The organism is Paenibacillus tabacirhizosphaerae, assembly GCF_040812395.1.
Lineage (GTDB): Bacteria > Bacillota > Bacilli > Paenibacillales > NBRC-103111 > Paenibacillus_E.
Map to the genome: position 1 here is coordinate 45,470 of NZ_JBFNXH010000010.1, position 15,520 is coordinate 60,989.

17 protein-coding genes are annotated in these 15,520 nt (G+C 49.6%); 10 read left to right on the forward strand and 7 right to left on the reverse strand.

Annotation, left to right across the window (positions count from 1 at the left end; translation table 11 throughout):
* Positions 1 to 51: 51 nt before the first annotated feature.
* Entirely contained in the window at positions 52 to 951 is a 900-nt protein-coding gene (locus ABRS97_RS17755) for an FAD:protein FMN transferase (RefSeq protein WP_367816098.1), read from the forward strand.
* 431 nt (positions 952 to 1,382) lie between these two features.
* Here the strand turns inward: ABRS97_RS17755 and ABRS97_RS17760 are convergent, their stop codons facing one another.
* The gene (locus ABRS97_RS17760; RefSeq protein ID WP_367816100.1) at positions 1,383 to 2,009 is read right to left on the reverse strand and encodes a hypothetical protein; all 627 of its coding nucleotides are present in this window, start codon (positions 2,007 to 2,009) and stop codon (positions 1,383 to 1,385) included.
* A 241-nt stretch (positions 2,010 to 2,250) separates the two neighbouring features.
* Here ABRS97_RS17760 and ABRS97_RS17765 point away from each other — a divergent pair, with 241 nt between their 5' ends.
* Positions 2,251 to 3,522 carry a BaiN/RdsA family NAD(P)/FAD-dependent oxidoreductase gene (locus ABRS97_RS17765; RefSeq protein ID WP_367816102.1) on the forward strand — a complete coding sequence of 424 codons (1,272 nt, stop codon included), beginning with the start codon at positions 2,251 to 2,253 and terminating at the stop codon, positions 3,520 to 3,522.
* Positions 3,523 to 3,583: 61 nt separating this feature from the next.
* Here ABRS97_RS17765 and ABRS97_RS17770 read toward each other — a convergent pair whose 3' ends face one another.
* The 4 genes from ABRS97_RS17770 to ABRS97_RS17785 form a co-directional block, all read right to left on the reverse strand.
* Positions 3,584 to 4,939, reverse strand: a complete 1,356-nt coding sequence (locus ABRS97_RS17770) for a dicarboxylate/amino acid:cation symporter (RefSeq protein WP_367816104.1) — start codon at positions 4,937 to 4,939, stop codon at positions 3,584 to 3,586.
* A 126-nt stretch (positions 4,940 to 5,065) separates the two neighbouring features.
* A complete protein-coding gene (locus ABRS97_RS17775) occupies positions 5,066 to 6,358 on the reverse strand; it encodes an arsenic transporter (RefSeq protein WP_483312475.1) in 1,293 nt (430 codons plus the stop codon).
* A 766-nt stretch (positions 6,359 to 7,124) separates the two neighbouring features.
* Positions 7,125 to 7,541, reverse strand: a complete 417-nt coding sequence (locus ABRS97_RS17780) for a hypothetical protein (protein WP_367816108.1) — start codon at positions 7,539 to 7,541, stop codon at positions 7,125 to 7,127.
* A gap of 64 nt (positions 7,542 to 7,605) precedes the next feature.
* A complete protein-coding gene (locus tag ABRS97_RS17785) occupies positions 7,606 to 8,412 on the reverse strand; it encodes an inositol monophosphatase family protein (RefSeq protein ID WP_367816109.1) in 807 nt (268 codons plus the stop codon).
* A gap of 182 nt (positions 8,413 to 8,594) precedes the next feature.
* On the opposite strand from ABRS97_RS17785, the gene ABRS97_RS17790 reads away from it, so the two are divergent.
* A complete protein-coding gene (locus tag ABRS97_RS17790; RefSeq protein ID WP_367816111.1) occupies positions 8,595 to 9,557 on the forward strand; it encodes an aldolase catalytic domain-containing protein in 963 nt (320 codons plus the stop codon).
* An 85-nt stretch (positions 9,558 to 9,642) separates the two neighbouring features.
* On the opposite strand, the gene ABRS97_RS17795 is transcribed toward ABRS97_RS17790, so the two are convergent.
* Positions 9,643 to 9,963, reverse strand: a complete 321-nt coding sequence (locus tag ABRS97_RS17795; RefSeq protein WP_367816112.1) for a hypothetical protein — start codon at positions 9,961 to 9,963, stop codon at positions 9,643 to 9,645.
* A 220-nt stretch (positions 9,964 to 10,183) separates the two neighbouring features.
* On the opposite strand from ABRS97_RS17795, the gene ABRS97_RS17800 reads away from it, so the two are divergent.
* Complete coding sequence (locus ABRS97_RS17800; protein ID WP_367816114.1) at positions 10,184 to 10,939, forward strand: response regulator transcription factor; 756 nt, start codon at positions 10,184 to 10,186, stop codon at positions 10,937 to 10,939.
* The gene (locus ABRS97_RS17805; RefSeq protein WP_367816116.1) at positions 10,936 to 12,303 is read left to right on the forward strand and encodes a sensor histidine kinase; all 1,368 of its coding nucleotides are present in this window, start codon (positions 10,936 to 10,938) and stop codon (positions 12,301 to 12,303) included. The genes ABRS97_RS17800 and ABRS97_RS17805 overlap by 4 nt, the downstream gene beginning before the upstream one ends.
* A gap of 69 nt (positions 12,304 to 12,372) precedes the next feature.
* Here the strand turns inward: ABRS97_RS17805 and ABRS97_RS17810 are convergent, their stop codons facing one another.
* Entirely contained in the window at positions 12,373 to 12,834 is a 462-nt protein-coding gene (locus tag ABRS97_RS17810) for a hypothetical protein (RefSeq protein WP_367816118.1), read from the reverse strand.
* A 136-nt stretch (positions 12,835 to 12,970) separates the two neighbouring features.
* Here ABRS97_RS17810 and ABRS97_RS17815 point away from each other — a divergent pair, with 136 nt between their 5' ends.
* From ABRS97_RS17815 to ABRS97_RS17835, 5 genes are all read left to right on the forward strand, one after another.
* On the forward strand, positions 12,971 to 13,195 hold the full coding sequence (locus tag ABRS97_RS17815; protein ID WP_367816120.1) for a spore germination protein: 225 nt from the start codon (positions 12,971 to 12,973) through the stop codon (positions 13,193 to 13,195).
* Positions 13,196 to 13,262: 67 nt separating this feature from the next.
* The gene (locus tag ABRS97_RS17820; protein ID WP_367816121.1) at positions 13,263 to 13,475 is read left to right on the forward strand and encodes a spore germination protein GerPB; all 213 of its coding nucleotides are present in this window, start codon (positions 13,263 to 13,265) and stop codon (positions 13,473 to 13,475) included.
* Between the two features lie 161 nt (positions 13,476 to 13,636).
* A complete protein-coding gene (gerPC, locus tag ABRS97_RS17825; RefSeq protein ID WP_367816123.1) occupies positions 13,637 to 14,317 on the forward strand; it encodes a spore germination protein GerPC in 681 nt (226 codons plus the stop codon).
* Complete coding sequence (locus ABRS97_RS17830; RefSeq protein WP_367816358.1) at positions 14,317 to 14,496, forward strand: spore gernimation protein GerPD; 180 nt, start codon at positions 14,317 to 14,319, stop codon at positions 14,494 to 14,496. Before gerPC ends, ABRS97_RS17830 begins: the two co-directional genes overlap by 1 nt.
* 5 nt (positions 14,497 to 14,501) lie before the next feature.
* Positions 14,502 to 14,978, forward strand: a complete 477-nt coding sequence (locus ABRS97_RS17835; RefSeq protein ID WP_367816125.1) for a spore germination protein GerPE — start codon at positions 14,502 to 14,504, stop codon at positions 14,976 to 14,978.
* Positions 14,979 to 15,520 lie beyond the last annotated feature (542 nt).

Consider the following 15,520-nt stretch of genomic DNA (forward strand, 5'->3'; position numbering starts at 1 on the left):
TCTATAATAAGTTCCATACACGCAAGGTTGCGAAAGAAAAGAGGAAACCCTATGGAGCCTATTGCGCCATCTTTTCATCCGTTTCATTTCCAAGCCCTGCAATCCAATATTGAATTGCTGCTTCGGTGTGAAGATAAGGATGTCCCCATCATAGAAAAAGTTACTATGGACTGGTTCCGCAGCGTTGAAAAGCGTTTCAGCCGACTGCATGACAACAGTGAAATCAGCTTGCTTAACACACTAGCCGGCGAAAATTGCATGATTTCGAATACGATGCTGGAAGTGTTGTTTCTAGCCGAAGCCTATCAAACCGCGACAAACGGCAACTATATTCCACTCCAGCAAGACGGTGCGGTAAACGCCCCTTCGGCTCCACCTTCATTACTAGCTTGGAAAGTGGACCCTGTTATCAAATCCATTCGGCTGCCCGATCATACGAGCATTGACCTGCGGGGTATCGACAAGAGTTGGTCGGTCAAGCGCCTCGCCGAATCTATGCAAAGCAAATTGGAACTTTCGCAAGGTCTCATCATTGCTGGAGGCGACATGACCGTATGGGGACGTTCTTCCAGCGAGCTTGATCCTTATGTCGTCGGCATTCAAAATCCATGGAACCTCAGCACCAAGATTGGCGCTATCGCTTTATCGGAAGGTTCCCTATCGACATGGAACAGACTAGAGGAAGGAGCCTACGCCGAAGGCAGCGATGTGATGCAGTGCACGGTCGCAGGCCAAGACATAGTGGAATGCCAAGTCTGGGCCAAAACGCTCTGCTCTCTGGGCATCGAGGAAGGGCTTGCGCTCCTCGCAGAGCGCACTGCCCGTTGTGAGGCAGTTGTGCTCTCTACAGCGCATAAACTGCACTACTGCGGCAGAAGGGAATCACTTGGCCGAAGATGGATCGATATGAACATTGACCATTATCACTTCCAGCAGGATAAAGTCTCGTGAGTAAACACCTCGCCAACTGCCCGTTCCTCCCCTCTATGCAACTTAAGAGATTCGGATACTGGGAACGCGAGAGAATGGGCGGGATTGCCATGAGTGGTATCGGCTCGACTTAGCTACGCGGAACTGGAGGGCGCTATTTTTTCGGATGCTTCCATTTTGGTTAAACAGGTGGAACTACGGTGCGCTATTCATGCATTCAAGGTCTTTTCACTCCCTGTTGCTAGCGAATAGCGCACTCACGTTCCGTGAAATCAGCAAAAAGCCCGATACAGAGCTCCATAACGCACCCACGTTCCGCTCGCCAAGCAGAATGAACCATCTTACCCCAGATCCACTCTCATGAAAAAAAGCGATTAAGCAAAGAATCTCATAGATTCTTTAAACTTGATCGCTTTTTGTATATCACTGGCCGGCTTTCATCAGCACTTCATTTAAACGCTTGAATTCTCTTCATCTTTCTTCAGCGCTTGAAGAATGGATTCCAGCGAATTCTCATCCGTGGATGTGGATGAAGTCACGGAATTATCACTATCGTCGTCATCGTCATCATCGTCGTCGTTAAGCGCTTCAAGAATCGAGGCGAGCGTAGACTTGTCCGCAGATGAAGACTCCTGTGCTCCTTCTGGACCACCTGGGCCGCCACCTGGAGGAGGTCCAGCAGGCGGTTTGCCGCCTGGCGGAGGACCCATAGGACGCTTCGCTTTTTCTGTTCCCTCGGCGGATGTTTCCGAATTCTCGTCGCCATTCAGCTTCGCTAGCAGCTCTTGAAGCTTTTCATCGGTCAATGCGGAGATATCCGATGTACTCGAAGTTGCGCCAATAGCATCTGTGCTTTCCGTTGCCGTCGCATCATCCGTGGCAGCAGCTGCCGCGGAATCCCGAAGCTGGGCCAGCAGTAGCTGCGCTTCAGCGCTTAGCTGGATAGAATCAGTGTCCGACTTTTTCGTTTTTTTGCTCTGGGAATCGGAAGAGCTAGTCGCGTTTGTCGAATTGTCCGACGACACACTAAACGAATAATGCTTGTACGCGGAAGTAATAGAACTGTTAGAAATATTCATCCGAAAATCCCCCTTAAAGTTTGGCATGACACCTGAATTTGTCGTAGGCAACTTACAGTGTCCGCACTAAAAATCAATATAGCCAGACAACATGTACAGCCCATGAACTGGAAATGAATGTTTGCTGAAAACGGCAACCTCTCATTGCAATAAAACCACTCACCAGACTTTGCAATCGTTTTGAACTCTACGTGACGCATGATATGATGGTAGAAAATATACACGTAGGGGCTTTTTTGCGATGAAATATGAGGTAATTGTAATCGGCGGAGGTTCGGCGGGCCTCATGGCTAGCGTTGCGGCTAGCGAACATGGCGCGCGCGTTCTTCTTGTGGACAAGAGCGATAAGCTCGGAAGAAAGCTGGGCATATCAGGAGGCGGGCGCTGCAATGTCACCAATGCCAAGGAACTGGATGAGTTAATCAAGCACATCCCCGGTAACGGGAGATTTTTGCATAGCGCCTTAGCGAACTTTAGCAACAAGGATATTATGCAGTTCTTCGAGAATCTGGGCATCCGCTTAAAAGAAGAAGACCGCGGGCGGATGTTTCCCGTGTCGGATAAAGCGAAGACGGTCGTTGATGCTCTTGTGAATCAAGTGAAGCGGCAGGGTGTTGTGATTCGGGTGAATAGTCCCGTGAGCGAGGTACTTTATGATCAAGGCCGAACATCAGGCATCCGCCTTCGTACGGGAGAAGTCATTCAAGCAGATGCCGTCATTGTCGCTACCGGCGGCAAATCCGTTCCCCACACAGGCTCAACTGGCGACGGTTACCCGTGGGCTGAGAAAGCGGGACATTCTATCACCGAGCTGTTCCCAACGGAAGTTCCCCTAACGTCCAAAGAAAACTTCATTCGCAGCAAAGAGCTGCAAGGCCTTTCCCTGCGCAGCATCACACTGTCGGTCTGGAACACGAAAGGCAAAAAGGTTATTGAACACGAAGGGGACATGATATTCACCCATTTCGGCATTTCCGGCCCGGCAGTGCTGCGCTGCAGCCAGTTTGTCGTGAAGCAGCTCAAACAGTCCGATGGGCGCCCCGTCACGTTAACCATCGATTTGTTTCCAGACCAAACCTTGGACCAGCTATACACTGAAACGATGCAGCTAGCCAAAAACGAACAGAAAAAAATAATTAAAAACGTACTCAAAGGTTATCTCCCCGAAAAAATGATCCCTCTTCTTTTGCTGAAGGCGGGTTTGGACGAGAATACAACCTACGACAACATTCCCAAGCAAGGTTGGATGGATCTATGCAAGCTCGTCAAGGCATTTCCAATCCAGGCGAATGGCTCGCTCTCCATTGAGGAGGCCTTCGTGACCGGCGGCGGCGTGCATTTAAAGGAAATCGACCCCAAAACCATGCAATCCAAGATCATGGAAGGATTATATTTCTGCGGGGAGATCCTGGATGTTCATGGCTATACCGGCGGCTATAATATAACCGCGGCTTTCTCTACGGGGTATACGGCTGGGAAACATGCTGCCCTCCTCGGAAGCCTGGAACCTTAACTAAAAAAACGGACACGTACATCCATCGATGCGCGTGTCCGTTTTTTCTATCTATGTTCGCTTACGCAGTTGCTGCTTCAAGATCGTCTTCCTCGTCGCGATTGAACGCTTCGCGGTCGAATTCGCCTTCGGATTCGGCAACAAGCAGCGCCGTTACTGTAGTACCTGTAGCATTTACGGCTGTACGGCCCATGTCGATCAAAGCCTCAACTCCAAGTACAAGCCCCATACCTTCCAGCGGCAAGCCAAGCGCTGTAAGTACAACTGTTGTCGAGATTGCAGCCGGACCTGGCACGCCCGCTACACCGATAGAGGAAATCACGCTCACCAGGATGAGCAGGACATATTCCGAAACACTCAGTGGCAGATTGTAAACCTTAGCTACGAAAATCGCAACAACTGCCGGCCACACCCCGCCGCAACCGTTGAAATTCATCGTTGCGCCGAGCGGTGCCACGAAGCTGGCAATACGCGGCGAAACGCGAAGGCGTTTCGTAATAACTTCCAAATTCACCGGCAGCGTTGCGTAGCTGCTGCGCGTTGTGAACGCGACGGCAATCGTCGGATATACCTTTTTGAAGAACTTGATCGGATTCACTTTAGCTACCAGCAGAACCAGTCCGCCAAAGATCAGAACAAAGTGAATGATAAGTGCGACATAAGAAGTAAGAATAATTTTTGCCAGAGGCGCGAGTGTCTCGAGGCCATACTTCGCAGCCATAGCCGCGATCAGCGCGTAAACGCCGTAAGGTGTCAGGCGAATAACATATTTTACAACCTGATGAATAACGGTCGTAGCCGATGTGATCAGCGCTTTAACAGGAGCAACGCTATCCGGCTTTTTGGAGCCGACATGCACAATCGCTACCGCAACGAAGATCGCAAAGATCAGAACCGGTACAACTTTACCGCCGGCCATATCGCTAATCGGGTTAGACGGAACCAAGTCCAGAATAACTTGTGAGAATGTAGGAATCTCTCTTGCTTTGAAATCTTTCGGAACCACTTGCGCAATCCCTGCTCCCGGATCGATAGCCAGCGCGACCACTAAACCGATCAAAGCCGCGATCCCCGTTGTCAGCAGAAACCAGCCGATTGTTTTCAACCCCAGCTTGCGAAGCTGACCCAGACTGGATAAAGATGCGATACTGTTAATAACAAGTATAAAAACAAGCGGCATAACCAGCATTTTGATCAAATTTACATAAATGCTGCCTATCGTGCTTACGCTTTTGAAATCCAAGTGCGTTCGATTGAATACAATCCCCGCAACAAGTCCAAGTCCTAATGCAATAAAAACGCGGTTTCCAAAGCTAATGCGCTTTTTCGCCAAAAAAACAAGCAGCCCGATAACGGCGATCGATACGAGCAAAGTGATCCAATTGGATTGGATCGCTGTAAGTAAATTATTGTTCACCAAAATCATCTCCCTAAATTCCAATGCTGTTACTTGGTTTAATGAAATTAAGAATATGACAGAACACGTTAGCTGTCAATCCTTTATTTTTATCTTTTGGTGTTCCAAATCTTCCCTTGGGCACAGCTATGAAATGATCCGCAACCAAATATACAGTCCTGTTAGCGCCACAAGTAATGTCGGTATCGTCAGTACAAAGCCGATTTTAAAATAATATCCCCACGTTATGCGCACATCCTTCCGAGCCAGCACATGCAGCCAAAGCAGTGTTGCTAACGAGCCAATAGGTGTAATCTTGGGACCCAAGTCCGTTCCAATTACATTCGCGTAGATGAGCGCCTCGCGAACAATCCCCTCTGTTTGCGTGCCGTGAATGGCTAGCGCGTCAATCATGACGGTCGGCAAATTATTCATTACGGAGGAAACCACCGCTGCCAGAAAGCCCATGCCCAGTGTTGCCGCAAATAGTCCCTGATCCGCAGCCGCTTGGATCCATGTGCCCAGCAGGTCAGTCAGGCCTGCATTTTTAAGCCCGTATACGACAACGTACATGCCTATTGAGAAGACCACGATTGTCCATGGAGCCTCTTTGATGACTTTACGCAAGTGCACCGCCGGGCTGCGGCGGGCCGCCAAGAGGAAAATGAGTGTCGTCACACCCGTAATGACACTGATCGGGACAGGAATAAACTCGCTGAGGAGGAATGCCAGCAGCATCACGTTAAGGAGAATCCCTGAGAGCCTAAACAGGCGTAAATCCTTGATGGCTTCGCGAGGTTGCTTGAGGATAGCCACATCATAGCGCAGCGGAATTTGCCTCCGATAGATCAGGAAGAGCATCAGCAGACTTGCGCCGATGGAGCATAGAGTCGGTACGATCATACGAATGGCGTACTCGACGAAGTCGATGCCGAAGTAATCCGCCGATACGATGTTCGTTAAATTGCTCACGGTAAGCGGTAGTGACGCGGTATCTGCGATAAATCCGCCGGCCATGATAAAAGGCAGGATCATCCTTGGCTCGAAATTCAGCGCCCGAACCATAGCGAGCACGATCGGGGTAAGAATGAGTGCGGCCCCATCATTGGCGAATAAGCCGGACACTGCAGCTCCCAGCAGGATGACAAAAGCGAACAGCCGAATGCCGCTTCCCTTGGCCATGCGGGCCATATGCAAAGCAGCCCATTCGAAAAAGCCAATTTCATCGAGCAGCAGGGAATTGATAATGATCGCAACGAATGTCAGCGTAGCATTCCATACGATATCGGTTACTTCCATCACATTGTGCCAAGTGACCACACCCAGCATCAACGCAAGAAGCGCCCCGCCTGAAGCCGTCCATCCAATGCCGAGCCCCCTCGGCTGCCAGATGACAAGCGCAATCGTTAGCATAAAGAGGACACAAGCCATAATCGTCATATAAGTCATAAAGCCTCCGGTGCGTTAAAATTTTGAAAAAGCTTTTGTTAGCTAGCACCCTGCCTTATTGTAAGGCATGTCCACCGCTTAAGGAACCCTTTATTTCATTTATTCAAAAACGTCGGGTTTTCCGTCCGAGGAGCTGCTCGGGTCCGGGGGCGGACTCGGACTCCGCCTCGAGGGCGGGATTCGAACCCGGACTCCGGATCGTGTACGGGATTCGGACCCGGACTCCGCCTCGAGTACGGGATTCGTACCCGGACTCCGCCTCGAGTACGGGATTCGGACCCGGACTCCGCCTCGTGCGCGGGATTCGGACTCGGACTCCGCCTCGAGGGCGGGATTCGAACCCGGACTCCGGATCGAGTACGGGATTCGAACCCGGGCTCCGCCTCGAGGGTGCGGGATTCGGACCCAGACTCGAGGGCGGGTAAGTTCTGCTCTTTGCAACTGGCTTCGACCTAGTCTTTAGGCTTCGCTATCCGCTATTCGCTCCGCCCGCGGAACGACGATTCGCTATCGGAATCTTATAGCCCCTTCAGAGCGATGAGCGGGAACGTCGTTCCGCTATTTCCTCATTTTTGATCGCAAACCCGACGTTTTGCATGAAATAAGAAACCTCAGTTCCGCGAACTCCGAATGTAAGCGACTTCATCAAGAAATAGCGCACCCTTGTTCCGCGAGCCAAGCCGCTATTCTCCGCAAAAGCAAATAAACCGCCCCTCCAATGGGAGAAGCGGTCATCTTCATTCCTTGAATTCCCGTCCTACAGACGAATTCCCGCACTGAAGTGATTGTAATCATCAGCCGACGGATCGAAGGCAGCCTCTTCCTCGGTCGGGATCGCATCCCGCTGCGAGAAGGCGGCGGTCTCCGCGTAGCCATCCGGCCAATCTTCGTTCACGGTATGCGCCGGAATGCGGATGGAGCCCTCCAAGTCGTACGCCATGGCATACGTCTGGGTCTCAGGCTGCGACAACTTGCGCTCCACTAATCTCCCGCCATGCGCCTGAGCAATCTCCAACGCAGATGTAATCTCCTGCGCATCCACGTGTATGTGCAGGGTTGGCTTTGCATCCGCAAGGAGATCGGGCTTGTAACCAAGCTCCTCCAGCGTGTCCAGCGCAAGAAGCGCATCACGCTCCTGGTCAAATTCAAAAAAAATAGGGACAGAATTGTTCATTTCCGGTATCCTTTCTATTTCCTTCTGGAAGGTCTGCCATTATCTTCTGCAATCTCGTCCCGCCCTATTCCAAACCTGCCTGTACCATTTTCAGCAGCTCTTCATGGTAAGCAGGTACCCCGGCCACCAAATACGGCGTCGATCTCCCTATGTTCGTGACCGGATTGCCGGAGAAATCCGTGACCGTCACGCCTGCCTCCTGCGCAAGCAGCAGGCCCGCATACAAATCCTCGCCTTCGGAGTTGTACAGCACGATGCCATGCAAATCGCCGCGGGCGAGCATCACCCAAGTCAGGGAAGGCGCCCACACGCGGAGCACCCGCTTAATTTCATGCTCTAGATGATGCCTTAAGTCCAGCGCTTTCGCATCGTCCTTCCCTACCCCATGGCCTTGAATCCACGAAATCGTGGATTTCGCCAGCGGGCCTTGCGGCTTCGCCTCCAGCTTCACTTCACCCTGCCATGCGCCCTCGCCTTTGACGGCAGCATACGTGCTTTGCATCGCAGAATCATGAACGACGCCTATAATAATCTGCCGTTGATAGCTCAGTGAAATCGATACGCCGTAAAGCGGGATGCCCAGCGCATAATTGTTCGTGCCGTCGAGCGGATCGACGTGCCACACCCAATCGCTGACGGCGCCGCCTTCTCCCGCTTCTTCACTATAAATACGATGACTCGGGAAGACGTCCTGAATGTCGCCCACGATCATACGGTCAGCCTGTACATCAACTTCCGTGACCAAATCCCCTCGGTCTCCCTTTTGCTGAATATCCAGTTTGCCGCCGAAACGCTCTCTGGCAAGTTCGCCAGCTTTCCATGCAGCTTTTACAGCAACCTCTTTCGCCAACGACCATTCATTTCGATTCATTCCGTACACCCCTATCCCATAATTCATATCTTCTCTTCTTTCATAATGACGCACGCTGCTTGCAAATGTTGCGCTGCGCATGTTAAGCTTTCATGTCTTACATTGACAAGCTGCCTCTGGATAAGTGATAATATAGCAAAATCAGAACCGATATGAGCTAAGCGGAAAGGGGTATTACGAGTATGGTTAAGCAGCATCAACATAAGATTTTGGATTGTACGATTCGAGACGGCGGTTTGGTAAACGATTGGGATTTCAGTGTGGAGTTTGTCCAAGACATGTATCGCGGCTTAAGCGCTGCTGGCGTTGAATATATGGAAATTGGCTACAAAAACTCGGAGAAATTGTTGAAAGGCGGGGCTTCCGGTCCTTGGAGATTTCTGAACGAGACCTTTCTTCGCGACGTAATCACACAAAAAACCAACACGAAGCTATCCGCGCTTGTCGATATCGGCCGTGTAGATGAGAAGGATATTTTGCCTCGTGAAGACAGCTTGCTGGATTTGATCCGCGTGGCTTGCTACATTAAAGATGTGGATAAAGGCCTTGAGCTTGTCCAAAAGTTCCACGACATGGGATACGAAACCTCTTTGAACATTATGGCGCTTTCTCACGTTATGGAAAATGAGCTGACCGAAGCTTTCGAAGAAATCAACAAAAGCCCTGTTGACGTTGTCTACATCGTAGATTCCTACGGCAGCATGGATCATAAAGATATCGACTATCTCGTAGCCAAATTCCAACGCTTGCTGCCTGAGAAGGAACTCGGCCTGCATATGCATAACAACATGCAGCTCGCTTTCTCCAATACGATTGCCGGTGCTTCCAAAGGCGTAACTTTCTTGGATTCCTCCGTTTACGGTATGGGCCGCGCTGCCGGCAACTGTACAACAGAACTGCTGCTCAGCTATTTGAAAGGTACGCGTTACGATATTCGTCCAGTTCTCGAAATTATCGAGAAGCACATGATCACCATGCGTCAGAAATGGGATTGGGGCTACCTCATTCCTTACATGATCGTCGGTGCTCTGGATGAACATCCGCGCACAGCGATGGCTCACCTGAACAGTCCGGAACGAGATAAATTCGTTGAATTCTACGATAAATTGACTTCCGTTGAAACGGCTCCTAGCCATAAGGAATAAGCTCATCATCTTATAAAAAACACCCCGCAGCTGTAGATTCCAGAGATCTCACTCTCTAATCTGCCACTGCGGGGTGTTTTTTGAATTATTTAACAATTTTCGCAGAAACAATGTACTCCTCGGCAAGTGAACGGTCAATGAGAAAAACGAATTCATCCTCTCTGCGGCTAGCGCTCTTTTTTCGATAAATCTCAATATATTCACTGTCGATTAGCTCCGTACAGCTCTCATCCGCATAAATTAAACCTTCTTGCAATCGTTTGAATGCCTCTGCAAATCGCTCGCTTGATGTCAGATCGCCTTGAATCTCAACGTAGACTCTCCCTACTGCATCTTGATCCTGGAGCAGTATCACGACTTTCTGGCTTGATTTGACATACACTTTCTTTTTCGTGGATACACTCATAGTCCCTACTCCTTCTTTAGTCGTTTTCCCTCTATTTTATGTAACTAGTGATGAACGTGGACTAGGCTAATGAACGATACATTGGTTCTTCTAAGTAATTCCTCTTACATGAACAAGTCACGGATGTATGTAATTGAGGCAATTTGAGAAAATAAAAGCATGAATCAGGCCGCGATTGCCATGATCCAAGGCATCAGAGGCACAAGGGTGGAATCCACGAGTGAGCCGTATTTTATTGATTGAGGATGAAGAACGTATAGCCCGCGTGCTGCAGCTGGAGCTGGAGCATGAGGGCTATAAAGTGCATATGGCGACAGACGGCCGGACAGGGCTGCACGCTGCGCTCACCGAGCCGGATTGGGAGCTCGTCCTGCTGGACATCATGCTACCCGAGATGAGCGGCTTAGAGGTGCTCCGGCGCATTCGCCAAGTCCATGCTTCGCTGCCTATCATCCTGTTGACTGCGCGTGACGCCGTACCGGATCGCGTGAGCGGACTTGACCAGGGCGCGAATGACTACATCACGAAACCATTCGCCATCGAAGAGCTGCTCGCCCGCATTCGCAGCTTACTCCGCCAAAAGAGCCTGCATGAGCAACCCACTGCGCCCAATGTGATGAAAGTGGACGAGCTGACGATGGATTTGAAAAGCCGCGCCGTGGTGCGCGGTGGCAAACCCATCGAGTTAACGCCAACGGAATTCGATCTGCTGCGTTTTCTCATTCAGCATCAAGACGAAGTCATGTCGCGCGAGCAGATCATCTCTGAGGTATGGGGCTACGACTTCGTAGGCGACACGAACGTGGTCGACGTATACATTCGCTATTTGCGCCAAAAAGTGGACAAATCGTTCCCCTCGAAGCTTATCCAAACGATACGCGGGATTGGCTATATGCTCAAATACGAGCCTACAGACAAAGAGGCTGAAGAGTCTAACGGAACGCCCCCTTCTTCAGATGAGCAGACGTCTCTATGAGCTTGAGACTGAAGATCACGCTATGGGTAACCGCCGGCCTGCTCTTGATCCTCTTTTTCAGCTTCACCTTTGTGTACTATATGTTTATTCGGATCACGACCAATGGCGAGATCGAACTGTTAAAGGAGAAAGCTCACGCACTGCTTCTTAAAGACTTGCCCCATCATCCGGAATATTGGACCAACAACAGCCACCTGGATGAGTTCCTGATTCCGCAAGAGATGCTCCGATATATAACGCCGGAATCCAAGGTTCTTTATCAGGTCTATTCGGACGAGAGGCTGCTTGGTTATAAGCCTACTTATGTAAATAAGGAAAGCGTTACGACAGCAACGTCCCAAGATGGCATCTTTATTTTCGTCAGAATGCCCGTCTTTGACCAAGGCCATCAAGTGGCTACCTTAGAAATCGGGCGGAGCCTCAGAAAGTTAGGAGAATACTCCAATATCCTCATTTCGATTTTATTGTTGACTTCCGCAGGTACGCTTATCGTTTCGCTGCTTGGAGGCTATTTCTATACCAATGTGATTTTCAGGCCCTTGCATGAACTTATAGGCACGATGCAGAACATTGAGAAAAGCGGATCTTTCCGGCGCATCGAACTGTCACCCAGCAGAGCTCAGGATGAGCTGTCTATGCTCGGTGAAACGTTCAACCGCATGATTGATCGACTTGAAGAAACCTTCCAAAAGCAGGAGCAGTTCATCGCCGATGCTTCGCATGAGCTCCGAACTCCGCTTACCATTATCGAAAGCTATGCCAGCTTGCTTCGCAGGTGGGCTTTCAGTGATGCCAAGCTGCGTGAGGAAGCACTGGAAGCCATTCAATCTGAATCCGCACAGCTGAAGCTGCTCACACAAAATCTGCTTTCCTTAACAGATACAGAGCGGGAAAATTGTGAGGAAAGCGTTACTTTCAATCTTCTCCCCCTTGTCCAGCAAACCGCTTCTTCGCTTCGATTGACTTCCGGAAGAGAAATTGAGGTTCAAATTCCGCCTAAAATGAAAGAGCTCCTAATGATGGGAAACCCTAACAACTTGAAGCAGCTACTAGTCATTCTAGTAGATAATGCACTGAAATATAGCAAGCAGATTGTAGTCATTAACATCCAAGAATATGAATCTTCTCAGGTGCACATTCAGGTCATTGACCGCGGCATCGGAATTGCGGAAAAAGATCTTCCTTACCTGTTTGATAGATTCTATCGCGCAGATAAGGCTAGGAACCGCAAGCAAGGCGGAGCAGGATTAGGACTGGCCATCGCTTATAATATTGTTAAGAAACATAAAGGCTCAATTAAGCTCCAAAGCCGGTTAGGAGAAGGAACGACGGCCATCATTACGCTGCCAAAGTCGTGTCAATAAAAAGCATACAACATAAAGAGACTACCCAGAATCTGTATGAACATAGGGATGGTCTCTTTATGTTTATATTTAGAAACGAATATACGCTTCATGATACTGTTCCTTGAGGCCGCGCTTGCGAATTTTCACCTCTAAGGTGCGCTGCTTATAGCGTACGCGCGCCGTTCTAGGCAGAACGATCGATGGCAGCTTCACAATTTTGCTCTTGCCGCTGATATAGCCCGTCAGCTTGATTTGATTCGATTTTATAAACACTTGCATCGCTCTCGGATCTTCTTCCGTGGCCAGCTTTACTTTAAGAATGACATGTTCATGCGTCTCAAAAATTTCCGATCCAGCTCCGGCATGATTCGAGATGCTTGCATCCGTACCGGATGGCATCGCTTTTTTCAGCATGTCCTGTACATATCCTTCAACCCACGTCATATTATCTAGAAAGGTCTGCCCTTTTTCACCGAAAGGCAGCTTTTGCCCCAGAAACTTCTCAATTTGTTCCCACTTCAGCCAAGGATGGCGATTAAACCCGCTCAAGCTCATCACCTCATTTTCCGTATCAGTATATGTGCCAGCGTCCAGATCGTGACACCCGCCCGATGAACAGGGCACCCCTGGGCGAATATCCTCATATACTGAAAAAGTGAGAAGCCTGAAATAAGGGAGACCGACTATGCCGTCTATCGTGGGAAATGTCAAAATTATCAGTGTAGGCCCAAGCTCTATTGTCCAATTCGGCGATTGCCTCATCATATCCCCTACCAGCTCATCCAAAGCATTCGCGGGCGCAGGCTCATTCAATACGGGAGATTTCCCACGAATTTACAATGCTTACAGCACCACTGTCACGAATGATTCTGACCTTATCGAAAACAATGCCAGCGGAATAATCATCTAAATACGAGCGAGGTGTTCATCCGGGATGAAGCCCCTCAGAGTCCAAGCGAGTGAGGTGTTCATCCGGAATGAATTGGAACATCCATCAAACGATTATGATACAGAACTTGAAGGTAGGGTCTGTCTCCAACTCATCGGTTCTGCAAATCGGGAGCGCTGGATCGATTCGCTCTTTATCCAATCTTTATAACACAGGGGGATTCACAGAATCCGCACCTCAACTTGCAGGAAGCAGTGCTTCGAATCCTATTTCGCTCGTCCCGCTGCCTCCGCCAACATAAGGCGCAGGCTCATTTGCTGGAGGTTTTCCTGCTGCCTGCCTCCGATTCCATCATACTAGAGAAATTGGCTGGAGCTGGTTCAAAATAAGAAGTTCCAAACAAGAAGCCGAATTTAACTCGACAAATCTAGCTGGAGCTAGCGAAAAGAGGTGCTTTCGAAGATGCATACCCCTGTCTCTTGGCAGCAATGGACGCAACAGCTCTGCACCTATATGGAAGCCCAGAAACAACGGATTATCAAATTGGAGCAAATCGTCAACCATTTAGAACAAACCGTCAACAAACTGCAAGCTGAAGTGAACGCTCAGAAAGACCAGAAACGAATTCATATTGATAAAATTGAATATAACTTTGATCAGTTGAAAGTCGAAAAGCTGGATGGCACATTGACCATCGGGATTAGTCCCGGATCGCTGGATAGTATGGAGGATTTTACCGTGAACGGTGTTTCTGTAGGAAAAGAGGGGCTAGATGCAACTGGGGCTGAGACCGCTAACCCGATGGCGCCTGTTCCTGAAACTCCACCAGACTTTGGCGTTCAGCAGCAAGTTTCAAGCGGGATTGAACACTATTTGCAGCAGGATTTCCAGACTGACATGCGTAACCTGGAGCTTAAATACCAGTATCCGCTGGATGATGATTATAAGGAGCTCATCCTTTCTGACATTCGCAAGCAATTAGATACCCGCATTCAGCATTATGTCAATCAATACCGCAGCGTAGGCTTCAAAGAACCTATGGAAAGCATCGCTACTGGCATTATGGCGAAAACAAAGCAGGATATCTTAAGCGCCATTGAGTCTTACATAGCCAGCTTACCCAGAAAGGATGGTCCTCTATGATGAATTTTTGCGTGGAAAACAAACAGCTTTTCGTAGGCGATGTCCGAATTGTCGGGGTTGCGAGCTCCTCCGTATTCCTGATTGGGGATACAGAGACGATTTCATTATCCTCCATGTTCGATACGCCGCCGGAATCCGTTATTATCGCGCCCTTCGTACCATTGACTGAGGAGGCTTAACCACGATGGCTCGATTATCCATCGTAGGCACACTCCATACGCTTGACATCAGTTCCAGCAGCATCCTACATATTGGCGATCATGTGGAAACCGCGCTGAAATCAAGAGCACTTGCCGTTCAGCGAGAAGTGCCTTTTTTTTACGGCAATGAAGGCAACTTTGAGGCGTATCCCTTCTATCACAGGCCCATCCCTATCCCACAACCACCAGATCCAGTCACAATGACTGTGGATAACTGGGGCTCGTTCATTCGCGTCGGCGGGATCCGGATTATCGCCGTAGCCTCCTCCTCTCTTGTACAAATCGGCAGCAATTGCAGCACACAATCGGAAAATAAAATCAAACATTTCCGCCAGTTTGTCACTGACAAGCCTGGCCCCAAGCAACAGACTACTTTCGTCAAAACCGCCAAAGACAACGGTATTGGCGACCACATTGAGGCAACCGTTCCGAAGCCAAAGCCTCTGAGGCCGTCTCGTTAACAAGAAAAAACCTGAGGCTTTGCCCTTTGCCTCAGGTCTTCTCTAAACCCATACGTCCAAGCATGACGTGGGAAATGGATATTGGGTTCCCAGCCGCTATCGCTTTTCCACCCCATACCCATTCCCTTTCTGCTCTACTTTGTGCTGCCTTCTCCTAACCTGCCCTCCATCCGGTATTCATACCCATGAACACCCCTGTAAGAGTAAGATTCCGGGTACATTTCGCCTACGCAAGCTTCGCAAGAAAACCGAGAAGGTACTGCCGCTGCCGGACCGCCAATCCCCACGTACATCAATATCTACGGAACTACGATGCCTTATTCCACAGCAACGTCCCTTTTCTCCCCCTGAAGCGGAACTAGGGTGCGTTAAACGAGAGAAAACGCACCTACAACCCCGCTTTTCCTGCTCATAACGCACGGTAGTTCCGCGAAATGTCCCTACAACCGAAAATACCGCCTCTTAACGCACCTACGTTCCGCTCACCCGTGCAAAAAGACGATTTCTCGCAGATTGAGGCGACATTTCAATGATCCAAACCG